This window comes from Aquipuribacter hungaricus (assembly GCF_037860755.1).
In the GTDB taxonomy this organism is placed as follows: domain Bacteria; phylum Actinomycetota; class Actinomycetes; order Actinomycetales; family JBBAYJ01; genus Aquipuribacter; species Aquipuribacter hungaricus.
On the sequence record NZ_JBBEOI010000025.1, the window covers coordinates 19,219 to 27,720 of the forward strand.

Consider the following 8,502-nt stretch of genomic DNA (forward strand, 5'->3'; position numbering starts at 1 on the left):
GCGAAGGCGCTGCTGCCTTCAATCCGCTGTGTCAGGTCGAGCGCGGAGCGCGCGCAGCGGTGGGGGACGCGATCGAGAACATGGCGGAGGCGGTCACGGAGGCCTTCGGGCGGACGGTGGCGTCGGTGGGGACGTTGTGGGTCAACATCGGGACCCCCAACCTCACTGCTTCTGGTGGTTCGGCGACGTCGGTGGCGCCGGGCAGCTCCGCGCCGGGGTCGGCGGGGATCGTCACGGTCTTGGGTTATGCGACGTGGATCGGGTTCGTCGTCGCGGGGATGTCTCTGGTGGTCCTGGGTGCACTGGTTGCGACCCGGCTCCGCCGCGGTGAGGGGTTCGCGGCGGTGGGCCGGATCGGTGTGGTCCTGGCCGCGGTGGTCCTGGTGGGCGGGGCCGCGGGGTTCGTGTCGGCGCTGATGCCTGCAGGACCGACCGGGGTGGGCGGGACGGTGCTGTTCCTGCAGTCATCCCTGTGGTGGTACGTCGCGGCGGCGGCCGCGTTCTCGATCGTGGTGGGCGGGGTCCGTATGGCGTGGGAGCAGCGGGCCCAGCCCGGGCTGGAGATCGTGCGGAGCCTGCTCACCCTGATCGTGGTGTCCGGGGCCGGGGTGACCGTCGTGGGGCTGCTGGTGACGGCCGCGGACTCCTTCGCGGTCTGGGTCCTGAACAACTCCCTGGACTGCGATGTGACCGGGGACGGGGGGTGCTTCGGTCAGAGCCTGCTCACGCTGCTGGCGCTGACCACGAACCCTGCGGCGGGCGGGCTGGGGCCGCTGCTGATCATCATCCTGGGCCTGGTGGCGCTGCTGGCGTCGCTGTTCCAGATCGTCCTCATGGTCGCCCGGGGCGCGATGCTCGTCATCCTCACCGGAGTCCTGCCTCTGGCTGCGTCGGCGACCAATACCGAGCTGGGACGCTCCTGGTTCCGCAAGTGCGTCGGCTGGCTGATCGCGTTCATCCTCTACAAGCCGGCGGCGGCCATCGTCTACGCGACGGCGTTTCAGCTGACAGGCACCGACCTGTTCCGCGACGACGGCTCCGGCGTGCTCGCGGTCCTCACCGGGCTGATGCTCCTCGTCCTCGCGCTGTTCGCCCTGCCGGCGCTGATGCGGTTCGTGACACCGCTGGTCGGGGCCATGGCCGCCGGCGGGGGCGGCGCGGTCCTCGCCGCAGGGGCGCTGGCCGCACTGCCCAGCGGCGCCGCCGCGGTCGGCCGGCTCGCCTCCGGTGCAGGCAGCGGCTCTGGTGGCAGTTCGGGCGGGGGAGCACCGCCCGCGCAGAGGGTCTCGAGCGAGTCGACGGCCACCGGGTCGTCCCAGGGCGGGTCGTCCGGGGGGCCCTCGACCGGCGCCGGACCTGGCGGGGGAGGGCCCGGCGGGAGCAGGGGACCCTCCGGCCCGCCCAGCACCGGCAGCACCGGGGCCGCCGGCAGTACCGCAGCCGCCAGCGGGGGAGTACCCGCGGCGGCGGCCTCTGCCGGTGGGGTCAGTGGCGCGGCAGCAGGCAGCGGCGCCGTGTCCGCCGGTGCGGCCGCGGGTGCGGCCGCGGGTGCGGTGGGGCTGGCGGTGGGGGCGGCGGCGCAGGCGGGTGCCCGTGCCGGTCAGGCGGCGCTGAGCGCTGCGAGGGACGTGGCGCACGACTCGACGGGAGAGGGGAGCGGACCTGATGGCAGCCGTTGAGACCACGGGCAGGGGAGCCCGCACGTACGGCAACTGGCGGCAGCCGACCAGCGCGGGCCTGGTGGGCCTGGGCACGGGCGGCACCGTCCTGCTGTTCCTCGGGCTGTTCGTGGTGCTCGTGATGCTGATGACGGGCGGCCTGCTCGAGGCGCTGGTCGCGGCGGCGGTGGTGGGTGCCGTGCTGCTGCTGCTAGTGACCCGGGACCGGCACGGCCGTAACGTCCTGGCCCGCGCGGGGGCCCGTGCGGGGTGGCTGGTGACCCGGTCGCGTGGGCTGCACCTGTACCGCTCGGGTCCGCTGGGCCGCACCCCGTGGGGGACCTACCAGCTGCCCGGCCTGCTGGCCGCGACCCGGCTCAGCGAGCACTCAGACTCCTACGGCCGCAGGTTTGCGCTGCTCTACACCCCGGCGGCGAAGACGTACTCCGTCGTGGTTGGCACCGAGCCGGACGGGGTCGGCCTGGTCGACGCCGACCAGGTCGACCTGTGGGTCGCGGACTGGGGGCACTGGCTGGCCGGGCTCGGCGACGAGCCGGGCCTGGAGGCGGTGTCGGTGACCATCGAGACCTCCCCGGACTCCGGGGCCCGGCTGCGCCGGGAGGTGGACCGCAGCGTGCACGCGGGCGCCCCGGCGTTCGCGCGGGAGGTCCTCGGCCAGGTCGTGGCCAGCTACCCGGGAGCCTCCTCGATGGTCAAGGCGTACGTGTCCCTGACATTCACTGCCTCCGCGCGCAGCGGCGGGCGTCCGCGCACCCCGGACGAGATGGGCCGTGAGCTCGCCTCCCGTCTGCCCGGGCTCACCGCGGGCCTGCAGGTCACCGGCGCGGGTGCCGCGCACCCGCTGAGCGCGCAACGGCTCTGCGAGGTGGTCCGGGTGGCCTACGACCCGGCCGCGGCGGCGCTGATCGACGACGTCCGCGCCCAGGGCGAGACCCCCGAGCTGCTGTGGACCGACGTCGGGCCCTCCGCAGCACAGGCGTCCTGGGCGAGCTACCGCCACGACGGGGCGCTCTCCTGCACCTGGGCGATGACCGGCGCCCCCCGCGGCCACGTGCAGTCCGGGATCCTCGGCCGCCTGCTGGCACCGCACCGCGACATTGCCCGCAAGCGGGTCACGCTGCTGTACAAGCCGATCGACTCCGCCCGCGCCGCCGCGCTGGTCGAGGCGGACCTGCGGGCAGCGGAGTTCCGCGCCACCTCCACCACCAGGCCCGCGGCCCGCGACACCCTCGCCGTCCGCTCCGCCCGCGCCACCGCCGGGGAGGAGGCCAGCGGCGCCGGCTTGGTCAACTTCGGGCTGCTGGTCACCGCCACCGTGCTCGACGCCCGCGACGAGGCCGACGCCCGCGCCGCGGTGGCGAGCCTGTCCGGCATGGCCCGGCTGCGGCTGCGCCCGGTCCACGGCAGCCAGGACAGCGCCTTCGCCGCCGCCCTGCCCCTGGGCGTCATCGTCAGCAAGCACATCAGCGTCCCCACCCAGCTCAGGGACAACCTGTGAGGGAGAAGCCATGAGCACCAGGAAGGGCATGCCGGGGACTGCGACGGCAGCACAGCAGGTACAGGCAGAGCAGGTACCGGCACAGCAGATACCGGCACAGCAAGTACCGGCACAGCGGGTGGCAGCTCGGGCCAGGGGCGCGAGCCGTCTGGTGCGGCCCTCCGGGCGGGGCTGGTCGGGGCGGGGCCGGGGGTACGCCGGCTACGTGCAGGCGCCGGCGCAGTGGCGCGGCACCACGGTGCAGGTGTGCGGGCTGTGGCCGTTCGCGGTCGGTGCGGGCACCCCGATGGTGGGTGTCCCGCTGGGTCAGCACATCGACACCGGTGCCACGCTGTGCTGCGACCCGGTGTCGTGGTTCCGGCGCGGCGGGTACATCAGCAACCCCTCCGCGTTCGTGCTGGGCCTGCCCGGGCTGGGGAAGTCGACCCTGGTCACGCGGATGCTCATCGGCCTGGCCGGGTTCGGGGTGCTGCCCCTGGTCCTGGGCGACCTCAAGCCGGACTACGTCGCGGCCATCGAGGCCCTCGGCGGGCAGGTCATCACCCTCGGCCCGGGCCGGGGCTACCTCAACGTCCTGGACCCCGGCGAGGCCCCCGACGCCGCTGCCCGGCTCAAGGCCGCCGGGCACACCCGGCAGGCCGAGGCGCTGCTCGCCGACGCGCACAGCAAGCGCCTGCAGGTCCTGGCCGGGCTGATCACCATCATGCGCGGGGAACCGGTCAGCGACCGGGAGACCACCATCCTCAGCCGGGCCCTGACCATCCTCGACGACCGGCACCCGGGCGTGCCCGTCCTGGCGGACCTGCTGCGCGTCATCCAGGACGCCTCCCCGGAGGTCCGCGCCGTCGCCCTGGACCGCGGCGACGACCACCGCTACCAGGCGATCACCGAGAACCTCGAGGCCTCCCTGATCGGTCTCATCAACGGCGGCAAGCTCGGCGACGTCTTCTCCAGGCCGACCACCAACCCGATGCGCTTCGACGCCCCCGTGGTCTACGACGTGCACTCCCTGGAGCAGGCGTCCCTGGACCAGCAGGCCGCCACCCTGCTGGCGTGCTGGTCGGCGGGCTTCGGGACCGTCACCGTGGCCAACGTCCTGGCCGACGCCGGCCTGGAACCCCGCCGGCACTACGTCGTGGTCTTGGACGAGCTGTGGCGGGCGCTGCGCGCGGGCAAGGGCATGGTCGACCGCGTCGATTCCCTCACCCGGCTGAACCGCAGCTGGGGCGTCGGGCAGATCATGGTCTCCCACACCATGAGCGACCTCCTCGCCCTGCCGAGCGAGGAAGACCGCATGAAGGCCCGCGGCTTCGTCGAACGCTCCGGCCTGGTGTTCTGCGGCGGGCTGTCCGGGGCAGAGATGCCCCTGCTCAACGCCGCGGTCCAGATGTCCCAGGCCGAGCAGAACCTTCTCATGAGCTGGCGGCACCCAGAAGGCTGGAACCCCGAACCCGAGACCAGGGACGGAACCCCTGCCCCGGGGGGCACTGGGGGCAGGGCGAAGAAAGAGCCGCCGCCCGGTCGAGGCAAGTTCATCGTCAAGGTCGGCGGACGCCCCGGAATCCCCGTCCAGGTCAAGCTCACCGAAGCAGAGCTCTCCCTCAAGGACAGCAACCACCTGTGGCAGGACGAGCCCCCCGTCCCCGCCACGGTGCCGGGCGAGGTGCCCGGGGGAGTGCCTGGCGGAGCGTCGGGTGCGGAGGGCTCGTGAGCCGCCCTAATAACCGGCGCCCGCAGCCCGGCGGTGCGTCGGTCGGGACCACCCTGCTGGCCGTGGCCATCGGCGGCGTCGTCGCCGGCGTGGCCGCGTTGAACGTGGCCTTGCGGCTGGGGCACCGCCTGGACGCCACGGGCGTCCAGGTCCCGGACGACCCGTTCGCCGTGGTGTTCCTCGTCGCCGGCGGCGACCTGCCGTGGCCGGCCAGCGGCACCATGCTCCTGGCCGTCGTCGGCGCCGTGGTGGCGGTGCTCGTCCTGCTCGTCCTGGCTGCGCTGGTGCGCGGCGGGCGTGGCCGCACCCGGGTGGACCGGGCCGCGGCGTTCATGGGCCGCGGCGCCGACATCAGGACCCTGACCCGGGCCAGCGCCGCACGGACCGCGAAGCGGCTCGGCGTCGCGGGAGCAGCGGGAGCAGGTGGAACTGCAGGGGCGGTGGGTGTCCCGATCGGGCGCACTGTCGCCGGTGGCCAGGACCTCGTCGGTTCGTGGGAGGACCTGCACCTGGACATCTGGGGGCCGCGGACCGGGAAGACGACGTCCCGGGCGGTCCCGGCGATCCTCGAGGCGCCCGGCGCGGTCGTCGTCACCTCCAACAAGCGCGACGTCGTCGACGCCACCCGCGACGTCCGCGCACAGCCCAGCACCCCGCCACGACGACGCTGGTGGACGGCCCTGTGGGCCCGGGCCGCCGCGCCCCGCCCGGGCAGCGAGGTATGGGTGTTTGACCCGCAGGGGATCGCGCTGGAGGAACCGACGTGGTGGTGGGACCCGCTGTCCTACGTCACCGACGAGGTCAAGGCCGCCCGCCTGGCCGAGCACTTCGCCGCCGGCTCCCGCGACCCCGAGGCCCGCGCCGACGCCTACTTCGACCCCGCCGGACAAGACCTGCTCGCCGGCCTGCTCCTGGCCGCGGCCCTGGACTCCCGCCCCATCACCGACGTCTACACCTGGCTCACCCGCCCCACCGAGGACCGCGCCGTGGACATCCTCCACGCCCACGGCTTCCCCCTCAGCGCCCGCAACGTCGCCGGCGTCGTCGCCGCACCGGACAAGCAGCGCGGCGGGATCTACGGCACCGCCCAGCAGATGGCCTCCTGCCTCACCAACCGGCAGGTCGCCCGCTGGGTCACCCCGCAGGGCGGGCACCGCGCCAGCGACCCCCGCCCCCACCTGGACCCCGCAGCCCTGGTGCGCGACCACGGCACCCTGTACCTGCTGTCCAAGGAAGGCCGCGGCACCGCCGGCCCGCTGGTCACCGCGCTCACCGTGGCCGTCATCGAGGCCGCCGAGGACCTCGCCGTCCACTCACCCGGCGGGCGCCTCGCGACACCGCTGCTCGCAGTCCTCGACGAGGCCGCCAACGTGTGCCGGTGGCGGGACCTGCCCGACCTCTACAGCCACTACGGCTCCCGCGGCATCGTCCTGATGACCATCCTGCAGTCCTGGTCCCAAGGTGCCGCGGTCTGGGGAGAGTCCGGGATGAAGAAACTGCTCAGCGCCGCCAACGTCATGGTCTACGGCGGCGGCGTCAACGAGGCCGCGTTCCTCGAGGACCTGTCCCGCATGATCGGCGACCACGACCGCCCCACCTCCAGCGTCAGCACAGGCCGCGGCGGCCGCGGCGTCACCCACCAGCTGCACCGCGACCGCATCCTCGACGTCGCCGACCTCGCCGCCCTGCCCAAGGGACGCGCCGTCGTCTTCGCCAGCGGCGCCCGCCCCACCCTCGTCCGCACCCGGCCCTGGATGACCGGCCCCCACGCCACCGCCGTCAAGGCCTCCATCGCCGCCCACGACCCCCAAGCCACCCACCTCCTGCACCAGGCCCGCACCGCAGCCGCAGCCGCAGCCACCGTCGCGCCGGTCACCCCGATAGAGCCGGTCCAGGAGCTCGCGCCGTGAGCCCGTGGGGCGACGACTACCCCGGCCAGGACACCGACGCCGACGCCCAGGGCAGCGAGGACGCGGGCGTCGAGGAGAGGGACGTCGAGGACGGCGACCACGGCCGGCCCGTGGACGCTTCCCAGGCAGGCGTCGTCGCCGTCGCTGCTGATCGACCGCCGCCGCTGTACTACGGCTCGGTGGACGAGTTCGTGCGCCTGTACCTGCGCCTGGTCTACCGGCGCAGAATCGACGGCACTCACCGACGCTGGGCCGCGCGCTGGTGGGAGCACGAAGAGGCCATCATCCGCTTGGAAGCGCTGTGGCGGGCCTGGGAACACCTCCGCCTCGACCCGGCCACCGGGATGAGCGTGTGGTGGCGCGACCACGCCGACCACCACATGCGCGTCCTCATGGACCCCGATGGCCCCTTTGCCGACATCGACGTCGACGAGACCGGACATAATACCAGCCGCCGCGGCGACCCCCTGCCCTACGAGGCACCCCCACCGGGGCTGTTCCGCGACGAACGCAGGTAGATCGCTCGACGCGAGCGTGAGCGCTGACAAAAAGCGAGGTGCAGACTGCCGGGTGAGTCGTAGGGGTCACCCGCTCGCACGCCTGAGGCCGTTGTCTGAAGGGTACGGCGACCCGCTGGATCGGCTTGAGGGGCGGGTGCGGACCTCGCAGGCCCTGATACTCTCCACCTGAGGTTGAGCGTTCGCTCCCTGCAACAGCGGCACTGTTCGGGAGGGACGCCTTGCGCCGTGATCGCGGGACGGCCGCCTTTGTGGCGCTGCTCTGGGTGGTGGCCGTACTCGGTGCGCCAGCCGCTGCGACGACGCCTGAAGAGCGTGACGAGGTCGAGCAGCGCCAGGGTGAGGTGCGCGCAGACCTGGACACCTCCCGCCAGGACCTCGATGAGGTCGGCGCCGAGCTGGTCGCCGCGTCCGACCGGCTGGCGGGCCTGCAGGCCCAGCTGCCCGGCGCCCGCGCCGCGGTCGACCAGGCGCAGGCCGAGGCGTCCGCCGCCCGGCAGCGCGACGCCCAGCTGGCCGAGGAGCTGTCGCTCGCCGAGGCCGCCGTCACCGCGGCCGGGCTCGCGCTCACCGAGCGCACCGGCCAGGCCGACGCGACCGAGAAGGTCGTGGCCAGCGTCGCCCGCGAGGTCTACCAGGGCTCCGGCTTCACGCCGCTGACGATCCTCGTCGAGGCCGAGAGCGCCGGCGACTACGCCGACATGGTGGCCTTCGCCGCCGTCGCGCGCCGCAGCCAGAACCAGGCGCTGTCCCGGCTGCGCGTGCAGCAGGTCGACATCCGCAACGCCGAGGCCCGGCTCACCGCCGAGCGGGAGCGGGTCGAGGAGCTCAAGCGCCTCGCCGCGGAGCAGGTCCTCACCACCGAGGCCGCCGAGGACGCCGCCCGCGACGCCCAGGCCGCGCTGCAGACCCTCGTCACCGCCGAGGACGAGGCCGTCGCCCAGTTCGCCGCCGCCAAGGCCGCGGAGGAGGCGGACATCGCCGCCCTCGAGGCCGAGGGCGACCGGCTCGAGGCCCAGCTCGCCGCCATCGCCGAGGCCGAGCGCCAGGCCGAGCTCGAGCGCCAGCGGGTCGCCGCGGCCGAGGCGGAGGCCGAGCGCCAGCGCGTCGCCGAGGCCGAGCGCCAGCGCCAGGCCGAGATCGCCCGCCAGCGCGCCGAGGCGGCCGCGAACAACCGCCCGGTGCC

The 8,502-nt window shown here is 74.2% G+C and carries 6 protein-coding genes; all 6 read left to right on the forward strand.

Annotated features, from left to right (window positions below):
* Positions 1–59: 59 nt before the first annotated feature.
* Complete coding sequence (locus WCS02_RS05725; RefSeq protein WP_340290916.1) at positions 60–1,679, forward strand: TrbL/VirB6 family protein; 1,620 nt, start codon at positions 60–62, stop codon at positions 1,677–1,679.
* The gene (locus tag WCS02_RS05730; protein WP_340290918.1) at positions 1,666–3,177 is read left to right on the forward strand and encodes an SCO6880 family protein; all 1,512 of its coding nucleotides are present in this window, start codon (positions 1,666–1,668) and stop codon (positions 3,175–3,177) included. Before WCS02_RS05725 ends, WCS02_RS05730 begins: the two co-directional genes overlap by 14 nt.
* Before the next feature lie 28 nt (positions 3,178–3,205).
* Positions 3,206–4,888 (forward strand): ATP/GTP-binding protein, encoded by a 1,683-nt coding sequence (locus tag WCS02_RS05735; protein ID WP_340290930.1) that lies wholly within the window; start codon positions 3,206–3,208, stop codon positions 4,886–4,888.
* On the forward strand, positions 4,885–6,798 hold the full coding sequence (locus tag WCS02_RS05740) for a type IV secretory system conjugative DNA transfer family protein (RefSeq protein ID WP_340290920.1): 1,914 nt from the start codon (positions 4,885–4,887) through the stop codon (positions 6,796–6,798). Before WCS02_RS05735 ends, WCS02_RS05740 begins: the two co-directional genes overlap by 4 nt.
* The gene (locus tag WCS02_RS05745; RefSeq protein WP_340290922.1) at positions 6,795–7,316 is read left to right on the forward strand and encodes a DUF4913 domain-containing protein; all 522 of its coding nucleotides are present in this window, start codon (positions 6,795–6,797) and stop codon (positions 7,314–7,316) included. Before WCS02_RS05740 ends, WCS02_RS05745 begins: the two co-directional genes overlap by 4 nt.
* Before the next feature lie 251 nt (positions 7,317–7,567).
* A partial coding sequence (locus WCS02_RS05750; RefSeq protein WP_340290924.1) for a coiled-coil domain-containing protein occupies positions 7,568–8,502 on the forward strand: 935 nt, incomplete at its 3' end.

Excerpts from the sequence above, each read along its gene's own strand:
- WCS02_RS05730 (WP_340290918.1), top strand. The coding sequence starts at position 1,666 with ATGGCAGCCGTTGAGACCACGGGCAGGGGAGCCCGCACGTACGGCAAC.
- WCS02_RS05735 (WP_340290930.1), top strand. The coding sequence starts at position 3,206 with ATGCCGGGGACTGCGACGGCAGCACAGCAGGTACAGGCAGAGCAGGTA.